The sequence below is a fragment of the Archangium gephyra genome, assembly GCF_049060025.1.
GTDB lineage: Bacteria > Myxococcota > Myxococcia > Myxococcales > Myxococcaceae > Archangium > Archangium gephyra_A.
The window spans coordinates 10,644,587-10,661,243 of record NZ_JBMEQQ010000002.1; the positions used below are offsets into that span (position 1 = coordinate 10,644,587).

Consider the following 16,657-nt stretch of genomic DNA (forward strand, 5'->3'; position numbering starts at 1 on the left):
CCTGGAATTTCGAGCAGGGGGACGGGGAGGACGCAACGGATGCTGACGCTGACTCGGGACGATGTCCGGCTGGGTTGCCGCGCGGCCGATTGGCGTGCGGCACTGGATCAGGCCGCCGATGCGCTGGTCGAAGCGGGCCGGGTGTCGGCCGAATACCGCGAGGGGTTGCTCGCCCGCGAGGCGCAGTCCTCCACCTATCTGGGCCACGGCATCGCGATTCCTCACGGCACGCCCGAGAGCCGGCGCTACGTCCGCTCCACGGGCGTGCGTGTGCTGCAGTTCCCGGAGGGCGTCCGGTGGCACGACGGCACCCGCGTGAACCTGCTGGTGACGATCGCCGCGCAGTCCGACGAGCATCTCGACATCCTGCGTCAACTCACGCACGTGCTGGAGCGCGACGGCGTGGCCGAGACGCTGGCCGGCGCGACGAATGCCGACGAGGTGATCGCGACGCTGTCCCGCACGCCGGTGTCCGCGAGATTCGATGCCGGAACGCTCTGCCTGGGCGTACCGGCCCGCGACCGTCTGGAGCTGGCCCTGGCCGCGGCGGCACGGCTGCGCCATGCCGGGTGCGTGGACGCGGGCTTCGTCGCCGCTGTCGCCGGACAGCCGCCGCTGCCCCTCGGCCAGGGGCTCTGGCTCGTGTTCGGCACCTCCGGCGTCAAGGCACCGGCCCTGGCGCTGGCGACCCCGGAGCAGCGCTTCCGTGACGACGCGGGAGCGGTCTCCGGCGTCTTCTGTCTGGCCGCCCAGGGGGACGCCCATCGCTGGCTGCTCGTGCGTCTCGACGAGTTGTTGGCGCGGGGAGGGGGAGAGCAGCTCGCCGGTCTGCCGGCCGAGCAGGTGCTGGCGCGGCTGGCGGGAGAGTCCGCGCAAGCCGAGACCGCCCGCGTCCGCCTGCTCAACGCCCACGGTCTTCATGCCCGGCCGGCCCGGGAGCTGGTGCAGGCGGCACGGGCGCAGACGGCGCAGGTCCGCGTCCGTCTGCTCGAAGGCAACGGTGAAGCGGTTTCCGCCGCCAGTCTGACCAAGGTCCTCGGACTTGGCGCACGGCGTGGCCAGACGCTGGTGTTCTCCGCGGAAGGGGAGGGGGCCGCGCAGGCCGTCTCGGCGTTGGCCGAGGCGGTGCGGGGTGGACTCGGTGAGCCGGTGACGCCGCTGCAGGAGACGCGCGAGGAGAGCGCCGCCCGGGTCGCCCATTCGGCTCGTGCCGCCCCGGTGGAGCCCGCCGCCGCTCCGGTGGCCGACGAGCCGCTGACGGCCGTGCCGGCCTCGCCGGGCCTCGCCATCGCACCCGCCTACGTGCTGCGCCTGCCGGACTTCCATTATGCCGAGCGGGCAGAGGACGCCGCGCGGGAACGCGGACGGCTCGAGAGCGCGCTCAACGGCGCCCGCCAGCAGCTCGAAACGCTGGTGCAGCGGACGGTCGGTGGAGAGGTCGCGCAGATCCTCTCCATCCACGCGGAGATGCTCGGAGACCCGGATCTGCGGGATGCGGCCTTCGAGGCCATTGGCGAAGGAGCCTCGGCCGAGGCGGGCTGGTGGCGAGCGATCGACACCGCGGCGCGCACGCAGGAGGCGCTCGCCGACCGGTTGTTGGCCGAGCGTGCCGCGGACCTGCGCGACGTGGGCCGCCGCGTGCTCGGTCTGCTGTGTGGCGTCGAGATGCCGATGCCGCCGGAGCAGCCCTACATCCTGGTGGCCGACGACGTGGGGCCGTCCGACGTCGCGCGGCTGGATACGGCGAAGGTGCGCGGGCTCGTCACCGCGCGGGGAGGCGCCACCTCGCACAGCGCGATTCTCGCACGGGCGCTGGGCATCGCCGCCGTCGTCGGAGCTGGCGAGCGCGTGCTGGCGTTGACCTCGGGGGTCGAGCTGATCGTCGATGGTGAGAGCGGACGCGTCGTCTCCGCTCCGAGCCCGGCGCGCCGCCAGCGCACCGAGAAGCGCATCGAGGAGCAGGAGGCGTTGCGGCGGGCGGCGCATGCCCGGCGGCACGAGGAGGCGCGCACGCGCGACGGCCACCGTGTCGAGGTCGCCGCGAACCTCGGCAACACCGCGCATGCCGCGGATGCCGTCGACCGGGGGGCCGAGGGCATTGGCCTCCTGCGCACCGAGTTCGTGTTCATGGCGCATGCGGAGGCGCCGGATCTGGCGACGCAGATCGCCGAGTACGGTGAGGCGTTCGATGCGCTGGCGGGCCGTCCGCTGGTCGCGCGCACCCTTGATGTCGGTGGCGACAAGCCGCTGTCGTACTGGCCGATGCCCCAGGAGGACAACCCGTTCCTGGGCGTGCGCGGCATCCGGCTCACGTTGATGCGGCCGGAGGTGCTCGAGACGCAGATCCGCGCCCTGCTGACCGCCGCGGGGAGCCGTCCGGTGCGGATCATGTTCCCGATGGTCAAGGACATCGAGGAGTTCCGCGCGGGCAAGGCGATCTTCGACCGCGTGCAGGCCGAGGTGAAGGCGGCCGATGTCCAGCTCGGGGTGATGATTGAAGTGCCGTCCTGCGCGCTGCTCGCCCCCTCGCTCGCGAAGGAAGCCGACTTCTTCTCGATCGGCACCAACGACCTCACCCAGTACACGCTGGCGATCGACCGCGGCCATCCACAGTTGTCCGCGCAGTCCGATGCGCTGCACCCGGCCGTGCTGCGGCTGATCCACCTGACGGTCGAGGCTGCCCATGCGGAAGGCCGCTGGGTCGGCGTCTGCGGCGAGCTCGGTTCCGATCCCCAGGCCATTCCGGTGCTGGTCGGCATGGGCGTCGACGAGCTGTCCGTCAGCAGCCGCCGCGTGCCGCTGGTGAAGGCCGCCATCCGCGAGCTGACGCTGCCCCGGGCGCGTGAACTGGCCGCCATCGCACTGAAGCAGCCGACCGCCGCCGCGGTGCGCGAAGCCCTGGAGGTGGTGTGATGGCGAGGATCCTGACGCTGACGCTGAACCCCGCATTGGATCTCGCGATCCGTCTCGGCCCCATCCGGCTCGGTGAAGTCAACCGCACCGAGAGCACCCGGCTCGATGCCGCTGGCAAGGGCATCAACGTGGCGCGTGTCCTCAGGGACCTGGGCCATGACGTCACCGTGTCGGGCCTGCTGGGGGCCGACAACGAGACGGCCTTCGTGCGGGCCTTCGCCCGGTACGGCTTGCACGATGCGTTCGTCCGGATACCGGGGGAGTCGCGCATCAACGCGAAGCTTTCCGAGCCGGACGGGCGCGTCACCGACCTGAACGGGCCGGGTCCGCTCATTCCGTCGCATGCACTGGACATGCTGTCCGTGCGCCTGGGGCCGCTGCTGCCTGGAATCGAGGCGGTCGTGATCTCCGGCAGCCTGCCGCCCAACATGACTCCCGCGCAGTTCGCCGGCCTCATCACCCGGATCCGCGAACGCCCGCTCCCGGTGTGGCTCGACACGAGTGGTCCGGCCCTGGTGTCCGGTCTGGCCGCGCGCCCCACCGGTGTCAAACCCAACGAGACCGAGCTGGCCGACTGGGCGGGCCACCCGCTGGACACGTCCGAGGCACGGCTCCAGGCGGCGCTGCGGCTCAATGCCGAGGGTGTCGAGAACGTGCTGGTCTCCGCCGGTGCCGAGGGCGTGATCTGGGCCCACGGCGGCGAGGCCCTGATGGCCGAGTCTCCGCGGGTGACGGTGGTCAGCACCGTCGGCGCGGGCGATACGCTGCTGGCCGGCACGCTGCACGGCGTCATGTCCGGGTGGCCGCGTGAGCGCAGCCTGCGTTTCGCGACGGCGCTCGCCGCCGAGTCCGTGCGCCATATCGGCGTCGGCGATCCGAATGCCGGGGACTTCGACGTGCTCCAGCAGCAGACCCTCGTCCGGAGCCTGCTCGTGCAACGGCCTACCGGGGAGACGCATCGATGAACGTGATCGTCATCACGGCCTGCCCGAGCGGCGTGGCCACGGCCTTCCTGGCCTCCCGGGGCCTCGAGCGTGCCGCGAAGCGGCGCGGTTGGACCGTGACCGTGGAGATGCACAGCAAGCTGGAGCCGGTCGTCCCGCTCGGGCGCGCGACGATCGAGGCCGCCGACCTGGTCATCGCCGCGGTGAGCGCGCCGGTCGACCTCTCCCGGTTCGTGGGCAAGCGCGTCTACCGGGCGCCGATCTCGGACGCACTGCCCGACCCGGACGCGTTCTTGAAGCAGGCCGAGCTCGGCGCCAGTCCGCTGACCACGGCCAGCGAGCCCGAAGTGGCACCGGCGGTGCCCGCGGCCGGGTCCGCCTCGGGTGGGTCGAAGATCGTGGCCGTCACCGCCTGCCCGACGGGCGTTGCCCATACGTTCATGGCCGCCGAGGCGCTGACCCGGGCCGGGCAGGGGCTCGGTCATCCCATTCGCGTCGAGACGCGCGGTTCCGTGGGCGCCCAGGACCCGCTGAGCGCGGAGGAGATTCGTGATGCCGAGGTGGTCATCCTGGCCTGCGACATCGAGGTCGACTCCTCGCGGTTCGCGGGCAAGCGGGTGTGGCGGACCTCGACGGGCACCGCGCTGAAGAAGTCCGAGCAGACGATTCGCGATGCCCTGGAGAAGGCGCCGGTCATGGGCGGCGAGCCGGGCCGTGCGGAGGCCGCGGGAGGCGGGGGAGGCAAGGCGGGTGGCCGTGGCGGTCCCTACCAGCACCTGCTGACCGGCGTGTCGTTCATGCTGCCGATGGTCGTCGCGGGCGGCCTGCTGATCGCCCTGTCCTTCGTGTTCGGCATCGATGCCTACAAGCAAGAGGGCTCGCTGGCGGCGGCGCTGATGCAGATCGGCGGCGGTGCGGCCTTCAAGCTGATGGTGCCGCTGCTCGCCGGTTACATCGCGTACTCCATCGCCGACCGGCCCGGAATCGCCCCCGGGATGATTGGTGGCTATCTGGCCAGCGAGCTCGGAGCCGGCTTCCTCGGGGGCATCGCCGCGGGCTTCGTCGCCGGCTACGCGGCGCGGGGCCTGAGCCGCTACGTCAAGCTCCCGGCCAGCGTGGAATCGCTCAAGCCCATCCTGATCATCCCGCTCGTGGCCAGCCTGATCACCGGGCTCGTGATGATCTACGTCATCGGCGCCCCCATGGCCGCGATCATGTCGGGGGTGACGGGCTTCCTGACGAACATGAACTCCGGCAACGCCATCCTGCTCGGCGTGCTGCTCGGCGCGATGATGTGCTTCGATCTCGGCGGCCCCATCAACAAGGGGGCGTATACCTTCGGAGTGGGGCTGCTGTCGGCGGGTGCTGGCTCGTACGGGCCCATGGCCGCCATCATGGCGGCCGGCATGGTGCCGCCCATCGGCATGGGCCTGGCGAGCCTCCTCGCCCGGAACAAGTTCTCGAAGCCGGAGCGTGAAGCGGGCAAGGCGTCGCTGGTGCTGGGCCTGTGCTTCATCTCCGAGGGCGCGATTCCCTTCATGGCCAAGGATCCCCTGCGCGTGATTCCGGTCAGCATGGTGGGGGGCGCACTGACGGGCGCGATGTCGATGTACTTCGGCGTGCAATTGATGGCCCCGCACGGGGGACTGTTCGTGCTGCTGATCCCCAACGCCGTCAATCACGTGCTGCTGTATCTGCTGTCGATCGCCATCGGCTCGCTGGCCGTGGGCGTTGGATACGCGGTGATCAAGACCGGCAGGGCCGAGCTGCCGGGCGCGGCGGCCTCCCCGAGGGACAAGCAGTGGGGCGTGGGCGCTGGGAACGACCGCGCGGCGGCCTGAGCCGGGCGGATTTCCCGCGGGTGGGTTCACTTGCAGGTGAGTGCAATGCTCTAGTCCTCCTCCCTGGCCGGGCTTCATCGCCAGAAGAGGAGTCAGAGCATGATTGCGGCAGAGCGCTTCACGGTCTCCATCCCCGAACACATCCTGGCGGATCTCCGCCAGCGCCTGACACGGACGCGGTGGGCGGGGGACTACGGCAATGAGGGCTGGGCCTACGGCACCGAGCAGGGGTACCTCTCCGCGCTCGTGCGCTACTGGGCGGACGATTTCGACTGGCGGGCCCAGGAGCGGGCCATCAACGCCTTCTCCCACTACCGCGTCGCTATCGAGGGCGTCCCCCTTCACTTCATCCACGAGAAGGGGCAGGGGCCGAGCCCCATGCCGCTCGTCCTGACCCATGGCTGGCCCTGGACGTTCTGGGACATGCACAAGGTCATCCGCCCCCTGACGCACCCGGCCGAGTTCGGGGGAGATCCGAAAGATGCCTTCGACGTGGTGGTGCCCTCGCTGCCCGGTTTCGGCTTCTCCACGCCCCTGAAGCAGACGGGAGTCGGCTTCATCAGGACGGCGGACCTCTGGGTGCGCCTCATGGAGGGGCTGGGCTACTCGCGCTTCGGCGCGCAGGGGAGTGACGCGGGCGCGTTCGTCTCCTCCCAGCTCGGTCACAAGTACCCGGAGCGGGTGCTCGGCCTCCACCTCACCTTCCCGATGCCCCTCGATGCCAACACCAATCCCAGGGCCATCCCCCCTCCCGACGCCTACGCTCCCGGCGAGCAGGAAGCCCTCGCCCGCACCCTGCGTTTCTTGATGGAGGGCACCGGCTACGTGGGCCTCCAGAGCACCCGCCCGCAGACGCTCGCGTATGCCATGCACGACTCGCCCGCGGGCATGTGCGCCTGGTTCCTCGAGAAGCGCAGGGCCTGGAGTGACTGCGATGGGGATGTGGAGAAGGTCTTCTCCAAGGACGAGCTGCTCACCGCGATGACCCTCTACTGGGTCACCGAGAGCTTCAACAGCGCCACGCGCTTCTATTACGAGACCGCCCACCACCCCTGGACGCCCTCGCACCCGGGTCCTCGCGTGGTCGATGTGCCCACGGGCGTGGCCATCATGCCCAGGGACGTCGTCCAGATGCCGCGCAGCTGGGCCGAGAGCTACTACGACCTGCGCAGTTGGAACGTCTTCCCCGCTGGCGGCCACTTCGCGCACACGGAGCAGCCGGAGCGCCTGGTCCAGGACATCCGGGACTTCTTCCGGCCCCTGCGGGGCCAGAAGGTCTGAGCCGCTGATCGAACGCCATGCCCCGGCCCGAGGCGCTCCTGCGCCACGTGCCGGCGGTGGCCTCGTTCGGCCCGGTGATGCTCGGCGGCTGGTGGATGGTGGCGTGACTCAGTGGCCAGGCAGCCGAGCGCCGGGTGATGAAGAGTCCACACCCGCGAGCCCCGGGGAGGCGGGGTGGGTGCGTGCGGCTGGTGCGAGGAGGCGAGCGGGTGTCTACACTGACTGCATGCTCCGTCTTCGCTCCTGGTCAAGTGTTCTGGGTCTCGGTCTCCTCGTGGGAGGAGTGGCCCTGGGTGAATCCACGCCGGTCATCTCCGTGGATCTGCCGTATGACAATTACAACCTGCAGCTTCGTGGAAATGACGTCGTGTCGCGCGACATCCAGCTCCACCGCTCCGACACGGAGATCCGGGGGAGGGTGCTCGGCGGGATGGCGCAGCTCACGTTGAAGCCGGACGGCGCCTCGGGCTCCATCAGTGGCTCGCCCGTGAACCTGAAGGTCCGCAAGCAGGGAGACACCCTGTTCGCCGAGGGCGGCTTCATCAACGGGCCGGTGACGCTGCGCTTCAGCCCGAGAAACCTCCACGTCTACATCAACCAGTGCCGCTACGAGCTGAAGCCCACCGATGCTGGCGGCTGGTACGAAGGGCCGCGCAGTTGTGACAGCAAGCTGCTGCCTCCGGTGCGCTTCTTCGTGCCGCCCGAGCTTCCTCGAGCGGGGTCCCTCGGAGCAGGCGGCCCTGCTGCTGTTCGCGCTGGCCGCCGCCCGGTAGCCGGAAAGGGGCCTGCCCTCCCGCTGGCCGGGACGGCTCCGGACCCGCCGGCTTCCGGGTCCGGAGCGCACCGGGTGCTAGTTGAGGATCGGCTCGCAGGCGCAGCGGGTCATGTTGCACCGCGCGCTCGTGCCGCAGGAGTCACCGCAGTTGGGCTTGCAGACGCACTGGTCTCCCGCCTCGTTGCAGCCGAGCAGCGGGCCGGTGCAGTGGTCCGGCTCGCTCGGGGTGTAGTTCGGGTCGTCCTCGCACGCGATGCCGCCGTTGGGATCCTTCACCGTGTCCACCCAGTACTGGTACGAGACGGCCACCTGGGTCGCATCGCTCGCCGGGCGGCAGGCGCCGAAGAAGGACAGGGTGCGCGCGCTGCCGTCGAAGTCGAAGCCGTTGACGGTGCTGCGCGGGATGTTGCCGCTGGCCGTGCAGACCGCCGGGTCGCGCACGTTCTCCATGGCCACCTTGATGGACGCGCCGATCGGCGGCTTGAGGGTCTTGTAACCCGCGTTGCCGATGGCGTCCGCGATGATGGCGTCCATCGAGGCGCCGATGGAGGCGGTATCCAGGATGGAGCCAAGCACGCCGCCCGTGGCGTTGACCACTGACGCATGGCGCTGCGGGCCATTGGCGGGCTGCGGGTTGAACTCGCGGCTGGATGTGCTCAGGGTGCAGGTCACGCCCTCGCTGCAGCCACAGGCCCTGCCGGCCGGGCACACGATGCCGTGCACGGCGATCTGCTTGCCCGTCTTGTTCTTGGGCACCAGCACTTCCGAGCGGCCGCCGAAGAACTCCACGAACCCGAGCGTGCTCTCGCACTGGCTGCCGGCCTTGTCCAGGCTTCCCCCGGTACCGCAGTTGGCGGCGGTCGTGGTGTAGCCGGTGGTCTGATCGTCCGCGTCACCGAGCAGCACGACCACGAGGGTGGCGTCCTTGCGCGCGAGGGTAGGGGACTCGGAGGCCGTCGGCTCGGTGCCGGGCGTCATGTCGTCGATGGCCTTGCGGGCCGCGCCGAGCACACCCTCGTTGCCGCTGCCACCCAGGCCCACCCAGCAGCCGCCGTTGACGCCCTCGGTGGAGCCGCCGGGGCAGGGCGCGGACTCGGGCGCCGCGGGCAGGCTGCACGTTCCGCCCGAGGTGCTCGAGCAGGTGCTGCCCTCGGTGAGCCAGGACTTCACCTTGCTCGCGTTGCGGGTGAAGCGCCGCAGCTTGGCCACGTTGTTGCCCGTGCTCGAGGTGCCCACGTGGTAGGCCGAGGTCACCATCGCCATGCGCCAGTCCAGCGACGAGGCGTTGAGCGCGTTGGCCGCGGACTGGGCGGTGGCCGCCAGCGAGAGCTGCGACGTCTTCATCGAGCCGCTGTCATCCACGACGAAGAGGAAGTCCACCTTGGCCTGCGGGAGCTGGAAGCGCTCGCACTGCACCGCCGTGGGCTCGCCGAACTGGGCGAGCGCGGAACCATCCGACAGATCCTGCGCGGAGAAGGCCGCGGGGGTGCTGCGGTTGCTGCCCGTCACGTTGGCCAGGGGCGCGATGGCGATGAGCACCACGAGGCTCTGGTTGGAGCGGTGCACGAAGAGCGACTGGAGGCGGAAGTTGCCCGTCACGCCCGCCGCGCCGCTGCTGAGGCGGCCCGTGCTGCCCGGCACCAGCGCGTCCACGAGCTGGTCCGTGCGGCGCTTGAGGTCCGTGGTCGTGCCCGCCTGGTCATAGAAGGCCTGCACGGCCTCGAAGCCCTCCCACGTCTTGAACACCTGGGCGGTGCGGTTGCTCAGCGCGCCCGTGGAGGCGATGGCGGGCTGCAGCTCCTCCTCGTCACCGAGGGGATCCGTGGCGCCCGTGGGCGGCGTGGTGCGGAAGGCCAGGAAGGCGATCTTCGTGGTGCTGTCGTAGCCGACCAGTCCCTTCACCTCGGTGCCGGACTTGATCTGCGTGACTTCCGTGAAGGTGGGCGGCAGCGCCAGCTTGATGTCCGGCCCCTCCTCGGACTGGAAGATCACGGGACGCAGGTTGTTGGCGGTGCACACCTGGCCGGCGGGACCCGAGGCGTCGCTGTTCAGGGGATCCAACTCGCCCAGATCCACGCTGCCGTTCTGGTTGGTGTCCTCGGCGCCATCGCTCACGCCGTCGCCGTCGGAGTCCGGGTTGGTCGCGTCGGTGGTCGTGCCGGGGTTGGCGTCCGCGCGGAAGATGTCCTTGCAGTTGGCCTCGTCCAGGTTGGTGGTGACGCCCGTCTCCACGCCGTCGGAGATGCCATCGCCATCGGTGTCGAAGCGGCGGGGGTCGGTCTCGGAGGGCTCGCGGGTTCCGCTGGCGTCCTGGTCCTCGCCCTTCACGCTGCCGCTGGTCGGTCCGTCGCGCAGACCATCGCAGTCCGTGTCGAGGAGGAGCGGGTGGGTCTCGTCGTCGTCCACCTTGCCGTTGTGGTTGCGGTCCTCCACGCCGTCCAGCAGCCCGTCACCATCCGAGTCCGCCTTCACGGGGCTCGTCTGCATCGAGGGGTCCGCGTCCGCGGGAACGGTACAGGAGGTCCCGGTCACCGGCCGGCCGACGCCGACCTCGAGCCCGTCCGGGAGCCCGTCCTGGTCGGTGTCGGCGATGCCGGGGTTCGTCTTCATCCCGTCGTAGACGGCCTCGAACTCGATCTTGTCGCTCAGGCCATCGCAGTCGGTGTCCTTGGCGGCGTTGTTGGGATCGTTGGGATCGGTGGGCAGCGGCGAGGGGCCGGTGTCGGTGGGTTGGTCCGGGCCAGGGCCAGGGCCGGGGTTGGGGCCCAGGTCGCACGCGGGTGCCGCCATCAGGCTGATGGCGAGCAGCGTGGCGCTGATCAGTTGTCGCGGATTCATGGAGCCTTCCTCACAGGGGTACTGTGCTGTCTGGGATACCGCCCCCCCGTACGGCATTTTCGAATCATATACGCTGGCGGACACGGTCCATCGTGTTTCGCTGGGACTGGGATTTTACGGCATCCATCGGATTCCGTTGCCGCTGGGGGATTCCATTTGTGATGAGCCTCTGCTCCACGGGCGAGGGGCCGGGGGCCCGCCCCAGGAGGGTTCAAGCACACATGTCAACTGGATTCCTTCAAAGCGGGCATATCTAGAAAATCTCGTTTTCTTGGAAGGTAATGAGGGCCCCTCGGACAGGGGGTTGAGCCATGGCTCCCCGGGACGAGCACCACGCTGAGGGCGCTCTCCCGTCCGGCGTGGCGGAGACCTCGACTGCCGCGCCGGGTGAATGGGCATACCCACCACGAGTGGATGTATGCGTATCGCGAGGCCCCGCACGAGCCGACTGGATGTATGTGAATAGGGGATGCATCGGAATAGGGCTGACGGGGCTCGTGCCGGAGTGTTGTGTATTTCGGCTGTCAGCGGATGTGCTTCGTTGAAATGGGAAGAGAGATGAAAGTGCCGCCGGCACGCAGCCCCCCTCGCGTGCATCCCCTTCCGGATCGGAGGCGCACGATGTGCCGGACCCTGAGCTCCCTGGTGTTGATACTCCCGCTGCTGGCCTTGCTGGGTTGTGAGGGGGGCGGAGATCCGGTGGTGACCGTGGACCCCCCGAGCGTGGGGGTGGGCCTCGAACCGGCGGCGGCGGCGCTGACCACGGGCGGGACGCAACGCTTCACGGCCAGGGTGTCGGGCGCGAGCGACACCTCGGTGACCTGGACGGCGACAAGCGGGGACATCACCCGCGATGGCGTGTACACGGCCCCTGGGACGGCGGGGACGTACACGGTGCGGGCCACGAGTGTGGCGGATACGCGCAGGTACGCGGAGTCCCCGGTGACGGTGACCGTGCCTCCGGTGCCGTTGCCGACGATCACGCATTTCGCGGCGGTGCCGGAGACGATCAACGCGGGCCAGAGCGCGACGCTGCACTGGGAAGTGGCGGGGGCCGCGAGTCTGAGCATCGAGCCTGACGTGGGCCCGGTGTCGGGAGGGGCGGGGGTGACGGTGAGCCCGGCCACCACGACGACCTATACGCTGAAGGCCACCAGCGAAGCGGGGACTGTCACGGCCACCACCACGGTGACAGTGAATCTGCCCCCGGTGATTGCCTTGTTCACGGCGGCGCCCGCGACGATCAACGCGGGGCAGAGCACGACGCTGAGCTGGACGGTGGCGGGAGCCACGAGCCTGAGCATCACGCCGGGCGTAGGCACGGTGACGGGGACGAGTGTGACGGTGAGCCCGGTTACCACGACGACGTACACGCTGACGGCCACCAACGCGGCGGGTAGCACCACGGCCACCACCACGGTGACAGTGAATCCGCCGCCCACCATCTCCTCCTTCACGGCGGCGCCCGCGACGATCAACGCGGGGCAGAGCACGACGCTGAGCTGGACGGTGGCGGGAGCCACCAGCCTGAGCATCACGCCGGGCGCAAGCACGGTGACGGGGACGAGTGTGACGGTGAGCCCGGCCGCGACGACGACCTACACGCTGACGGCCACCAACGCGGCGGGAAACACCACTGCCACCGCCACCGTGACGGTGAATCAGCCGCCGACCATCTCCTCCTTCACGGCGGCGCCCGCGACGATCAACGCGGGCCAGAGCACGACGCTGAGCTGGGCAACGACGGGGGCCACGAGCCTGAGCATCACGCCGGGCGTGGGCACGGTGTCGGGGACGAGCGCGACGGTGAGCCCGGCTACGACGACGACGTACACGCTGACGGCCACCAACGCGGCGGGTAACACCACTGCCACCACTACGGTGACGGTGACTGTCCCGGATGCCTGGTCCTCTCTTACCTGGGCCAATGAGCTGCCTGGGAGCTATGACTCGGACGTCTATCGCTGGCTGGATTCAGGCAAGCAGCAGCGGACGGCGGTCCTCACGCGCAACACCGCTCGCGATCCCGGCGGGAGCTACGGCGGCATGCTTCGCCAGTTCCGCTTCTACACTGGCACGTCGGAGCGCGTCGCCACGGGCACCGGAGCCAGCAGCGGCCCCGGCTACATCTGGAACGGCTGGGGCTATGTGGTGAGTCACTTCAGCGGCAATGGGGTGAGCCACTCCGGAAGCCTCGCGGGCACCTACCGCCGGGTCTTCGTTGGCCGCCACCATGCCATCCACGAGTTCTCCTGGAACATGCCCATCGGCGGCACCCCGGTCAAAGTCACCGTGCACTGGTTCTTCGCCACGGGACGGGATCATCCGGTCTACGCCATCACCTTCGACACCAGCACCGCGCCTTCCACGGGCTTGCCCACCGAGGCTGACTCCCGGGCGCCCTATGGCGATATCGCCTGGGACGGTGATGGCACCCAAGCATTCGTGGATGGTGTGAAGTGGGGCGACAAGTACAAGTTCTACTCTCGCACCGAGCCCTTCACGGCCCAGAGCCAGTGGGATTACAGCCAGCCCAACGTCGTCCCCTACACCATGCTCTATTCCCGAGCCGCCGATGCCGAGATGGGCATGGTGCAGACACTGAGCTGGCTCCAGCACAACACGGGCGGTACCTGGTTCAGCGACAACTGGGGCCGTGCCTCCGAGACTCGTGCGAACCCCGGTAATTTCGGCTCCTGGATGATGCCGCCCAACTGGAACTGGCCCTACCAGATGTGCCAGTACGAGATGGGCGACACCACCCAGACGCGCAGCAAGCGGCTCGCCTGGGGTTTGATGTACGGCGCCGTGGGCAAGCCTTCCCATCCTGGCTACGGCTATGAGACGACGTACTCGGGCTATCCCTACCAGAGTTACTCCGTCTTCATGGTCATGGGTCAGCAGAGCGCCGGGGAAGTCCTCGCCCAGGCGGCCCAGGTGGAGCGCATGCTCAAGGCGAAGCTCAGCGTGGTCCAGGGCGCGGTGGTGACCTCGGGCCCCCTCGGCGTGGCCCGCTCCGACACCGCCACCTATCCGGTGCCCGGCTACAACAGCAGCTACGCGGCCTACGAGCTCCGGGCGGACCTGTCCGGCCAGTTCAACGCGACCCTGGAGGCCGCCGGTGGAGAAGCTCCGGAATCCCCTGTTCCTCGTCCGCTCGGTGACGGGTGTGCCGGCACGCCTCTACCTGGATGGCGTGCTGCTCGAGGCGGACGTGGACTACTTCGCCTCGTTCGACTCCAGCACCGGAGTCCTGTGGCTCACCCTCAACCGCGCGTGGAGCGGCAGCCACACCCTGGCCAGCGGCACGTAGAGACGCACAGGGAAACCGGCGCGAGGCTCGTGGGCCTCGCGCCGGGGCACTTCCCGCTTCGGATTACTTCCAGGTGTCGTTGAGCGTCACGGCGCCGGTCGCGGGCGTCGTGGCGGTGCGGTTGGCGCCGCTCTCCCAGGTGACGTTCCCGTTGCCGTCCTTCTTGATGTACTTGTATTCGAAGGGCGTCGAGCCGGGCAGGCTCAGCGCCACACGCCACGTCGGGTAGTTCTCCGGAGAGAGCAGGATGGCGGAGGCGGCGCTCCAGCTCCCGAGCGCGGGGATGCTGCCCACGACGTAGATGTTCTGGCCCACCACGGTGCTGGCCGTCTCGTTGAAGGTGACGGTGGCGCCGGTGGTGCTGGTGGTGACGCTCAGCGCCGTGCTCTGGGCGGAGACGTTGCCCGCGGTGTCCCGGGCCCGCACCGTATAGCTGTAGGTGACGCCAGCGCTCAGGCCGTTGTCGGTGTAGCTGGCCGAGCCAGGCGAGCCCACCAGCGAGCCGTTGCGGTACACGTCATACCCGGCGATGCCGCTGGCGTCCGTGGAGGCCGTCCACGTGAGCGAGACGGAGGTGGACGTCTTGGACGGCGCCGCCAGGCCCGAGGGGATGCCCGGCGCGGTGGTGTCCGAGGACGGAGCGCCCGCGGTGATGGTGCCGGCGTTGAAGGTCTGCACGCCCCCGGGGAAGAAGTAGTTGAGCCCGCCGTTGTTCTCCCAGAGGCCGCTGCCGTTGTTGAAGACGGCCTCGAGCTGCGTGGCCGCGCCCAGGTTGACGGTGTACTTCGCGTAACCGGTCACCTCGGAGTCAGGCATGGCGTAGCCCGGTGCCACCGTCCACGTGCCGCCCGTGGGACGGAAGTGGAGGTAGGGCGTGGCGTAGCCCTTCTTGTAATAGACGGTGACGGAGTTGCCCGCGCTGGTGGTGACGGAGAGCGCCATGCTGGCCGCCGAGACGTTGCCCGCCGCGTCCTTCGCCCTCACGGCGTAGCCGTACGCGGTGCTCGGCGACAGGCCGGTGTCCGTGTAGCTGGTGCCCGTGACGGAGGCCACCTGCGTGCCGTTGCGGAACACGTCGTACCCGGCCACGCCGTAGTTGTCGGTGGAGGCCGTCCAGAGCAGGGCCACCGAGGAGCTCGTCGTGCCCGAGGCCGTCAGCCCCGTGGGCACCGAGGGCGCGGTGGTGTCCGGTGCCAGGGTGGTGACGGAGAGCGCCGTGCTGGCCGCCGAGGTGTTGCCCGCCGCGTCCTTCGCCTTCACGGTGTAGCTGTACGCGGTGGTCGCGGTGAGCCCGCTGTCCGTGTAGCTCGTGCTGGGGCTCGAGCCCACCTGCGTGCCGTTGCGGAAGACGTCGTAGCCCGTCACCGCCACGTTGTCCGTGGCCGTGCTCCAGGAGAGCTTCACCGAGCGATCCGTCTTCGTGCCCACCGCCAGGCCCGTGGGCGTGGAGGGCGCGGTGGTGTCCACCACCAGGAACGGGTGCGTGCCCTGCACCGTGCCGTTGATGTCCTCGAGGTACTTGCCGCCCACCAGGTTGTACCGGCCCGCGCCCACGTAGACGGATTGGATCTCGCTCCGGGTGACGTTGCCCCGGCTGTCCGTGGCCTCGATGTAGTAGTCGAGGAGCTGGTCCCGGTAGTTGCCGAGGTAGACGTAGTAGAGGTCGCCGATCTCCTGCGCGGGCACCTTCGCCATGACGGGCAGGTAGGCGGGCTGCCACGCGACGCCGTTGATGACGGGCTTCAGATCCCTCCGGGTCAACGGGTAGTCCACCCAGGCGCCCACGCGCGTGGTGTCGATGTTGGGCACGCCCGCGGCCTTGAGCGCGGCGGGGTCATACACCTTGTGGGTGTTGTCCAGCGGGTCGATGCTCTTGCGGGTGTGCACCCGGACGCGGGCCTTGATGCTGGTGATGCCGTTCAAGTCGTACGCGTAGGTGTAGAGGGCGAAGGTGTTGTTGAAGTGGTGGAGCGTCCAGCCCTCGGACTTGTCCGTGTTGGCGCTGCCCGGGTTGTAGGGCCAGCGCTGCGGCCACCAGACGGACGGGCCCGTGCGGTCCTGGGTGAGGCGGTCCTGTACGTAGGGTTTGGAGAAGTAGAGCGACTGGTTGAAGGAGAGCGTGGGCTTGACGTTGTCGTCCTGGTTCTCGTCGTAGTAGCCGAAGCCCGAGTCCATGGCCGGCAGCAGGAAGTACCAGGCCAGCTCCGCCGGGTTGGCGCCGCCCGCCCAGTCGTTGGCCGCGTCACCCTTCACCGGGAAGGACATCATCCACGGGTTGAGCTGGTTGCCCGGGTGCGTCACCTGGTTGTCCAGCGGGGTGGTGGGCTTCCAGTGGTTGGGGTGGCCGTCGAGCCAGATCTGCTCGGCCGTCTTCGCGTAGTTGAGCGCGGCCTGCAGCAGGGCGAAGTTGCGCTCCAGGTAGTGCCAGCCGTGCTCGAAGGAGACCGTCATGCCCTCCTGCACGCCGGAGAGGTTCGTCTTGGGCGCGAGGTTGAGGCCCGTGGCCGCGTTGAACGCGGGGAACTGGCCCTTCCAGATGCCGAAGGGCAGCTTCCAGTGGTGCCACTGGGGGTCGGACGAGGAGTCGCGCGTGTCCACCCACGAGCCGTCCTGCACGTGCACCACGTCGGTGGCGGGGGGCGTGTTGTTGACGAGGTACTCGCTGATGCCCATGCACTGCACGCCCGCGGTGCAGGTGACGCCGCGGCCGTTGTACCAGGTGGTCTCCGAGCCCGCGCGCCCGCCCGAGTTG

7 protein-coding genes are annotated in these 16,657 nt (G+C 69.4%); 5 read left to right on the forward strand and 2 right to left on the reverse strand.

What is annotated here, in order from left to right; all coding sequences use genetic code 11:
• Positions 1 to 39 precede the first annotated feature (39 nt).
• The 4 genes from ptsP to ACN28I_RS46580 all read left to right on the forward strand — a co-directional run bounded on the left by ptsP (position 40) and on the right by ACN28I_RS46580 (position 6,979).
• The gene (gene ptsP / locus ACN28I_RS46565) at positions 40 to 2,913 is read left to right on the forward strand and encodes a phosphoenolpyruvate--protein phosphotransferase (protein WP_420948296.1); all 2,874 of its coding nucleotides are present in this window, start codon (positions 40 to 42) and stop codon (positions 2,911 to 2,913) included.
• A complete protein-coding gene (pfkB, locus tag ACN28I_RS46570) occupies positions 2,913 to 3,878 on the forward strand; it encodes a 1-phosphofructokinase (protein WP_420948297.1) in 966 nt (321 codons plus the stop codon). Before ptsP ends, pfkB begins: the two co-directional genes overlap by 1 nt.
• Complete coding sequence (locus ACN28I_RS46575) at positions 3,875 to 5,698, forward strand: PTS fructose-like transporter subunit IIB (protein ID WP_420948298.1); 1,824 nt, start codon at positions 3,875 to 3,877, stop codon at positions 5,696 to 5,698. The genes pfkB and ACN28I_RS46575 overlap by 4 nt, the downstream gene beginning before the upstream one ends.
• A 99-nt stretch (positions 5,699 to 5,797) precedes the next feature.
• Positions 5,798 to 6,979, forward strand: a complete 1,182-nt coding sequence (locus ACN28I_RS46580) for an epoxide hydrolase family protein (protein WP_420948299.1) — start codon at positions 5,798 to 5,800, stop codon at positions 6,977 to 6,979.
• Between the two features lie 850 nt (positions 6,980 to 7,829).
• On the opposite strand, the gene cglD is transcribed toward ACN28I_RS46580, so the two are convergent.
• Positions 7,830 to 10,592 (reverse strand): adventurous gliding motility lipoprotein CglD, encoded by a 2,763-nt coding sequence (gene cglD, locus ACN28I_RS46585; RefSeq protein WP_420948300.1) that lies wholly within the window; start codon positions 10,590 to 10,592, stop codon positions 7,830 to 7,832.
• Positions 10,593 to 11,213: 621 nt separating this feature from the next.
• Here cglD and ACN28I_RS46590 point away from each other — a divergent pair.
• Complete coding sequence (locus tag ACN28I_RS46590; protein ID WP_420948301.1) at positions 11,214 to 13,988, forward strand: hypothetical protein; 2,775 nt, start codon at positions 11,214 to 11,216, stop codon at positions 13,986 to 13,988.
• On the opposite strand, the gene ACN28I_RS46595 is transcribed toward ACN28I_RS46590, so the two are convergent.
• Positions 13,969 to 16,578, reverse strand: a complete 2,610-nt coding sequence (locus ACN28I_RS46595) for a carbohydrate binding domain-containing protein (protein ID WP_420948856.1) — start codon at positions 16,576 to 16,578, stop codon at positions 13,969 to 13,971. The two genes, ACN28I_RS46590 and ACN28I_RS46595, sit on opposite strands and share 20 nt — an antisense overlap.
• Positions 16,579 to 16,657: the final 79 nt, after the last annotated feature.